This is a genomic window from Streptomyces melanogenes (genome assembly GCF_014649795.1).
GTDB lineage: Bacteria > Actinomycetota > Actinomycetes > Streptomycetales > Streptomycetaceae > Streptomyces > Streptomyces noboritoensis.
Genome location: NZ_BMTS01000090.1, coordinates 1 through 862, shown reverse-complemented (window position 1 = coordinate 862; position 862 = coordinate 1). Strand labels below are relative to the sequence as shown.

Annotated in this window: 1 protein-coding gene; it reads right to left on the bottom strand. The window is 69.6% G+C overall.

Annotated elements, in window-relative coordinates; genetic code table 11:
* On the bottom strand, positions 1–835 hold an 835-nt coding region (locus IE252_RS42885; protein WP_190094934.1), incomplete at its 3' end, for an IS4 family transposase.
* Positions 836–862: the final 27 nt, after the last annotated feature.

Here is an 862-nt window from a genome sequence, read left to right as displayed (position 1 = left end):
CCTCGCCGGCACCGGCACCGTTGCGGTCGGCGACCCGGTACTCCACGACCCGAACCGGGCACCCCTCAAGGACCGCGTTGCCGTGACCGGCCCGGACATGCCGCCGATACCGCTGCCGGGCGATCACGTCTGCGAGCACGGACAGGTACGAGCCGTCGTCCAGGACCTCGACCACAGGAAGGTCGACCAGGACCGTCACCCGCCACAACAGGTCAGCCCCGGTGGCGGCGGCATTCGACCACAGGGCGTGGCTGTAGAAGCCGCGGTCTGCCATCACCAGCATCCCCGGCCCGGCCCCCTGCAGGACCTCACCCGCCAGCTCACGCTCGCCCCGGTACAGCGCGCCGATCCGCGCGCCGACGATCACATGTGTCCCGCACTCACCCAAGCCCACCACTCTGGCCTGGGGATAGGGGCCCGGTGCCCCGTGATGAGAGTTCTTCCCGAACGCCTTCACGTTCGCCGCCGTGTCGGGCACCTCCAGCTGCACCCCGTCGACAGCCATCAGGCGCCAGGAACGCAAGAACGCACCCCTCGTGTCGTCCCGCGCAACCGGCACCGCGACCTGCTGGAACAGCAATCTCAGCGGTTCCTCCCCCAGGCGTGCCCGGGCCTGCGTGATCGCGCCGGTGGTCGGCACCCGCCAGTCCGACCGCCACACCCCGAGGAACCGCAGACCGCCCACCAGCTTGCGCATGACCTCTTCATAGCCATCACCGAAGAACAAGCACATGGCCAGCACGAAGTACACCACCACCCGGGCCGGAAGCAGCCGGACGCGCTGCTCCCGCCGCCCGGCCCGGTCAACGACCTCATCAACCAACCTTCTGGGCACCAGCTCCGTGAGTACCCCGATGGCCAC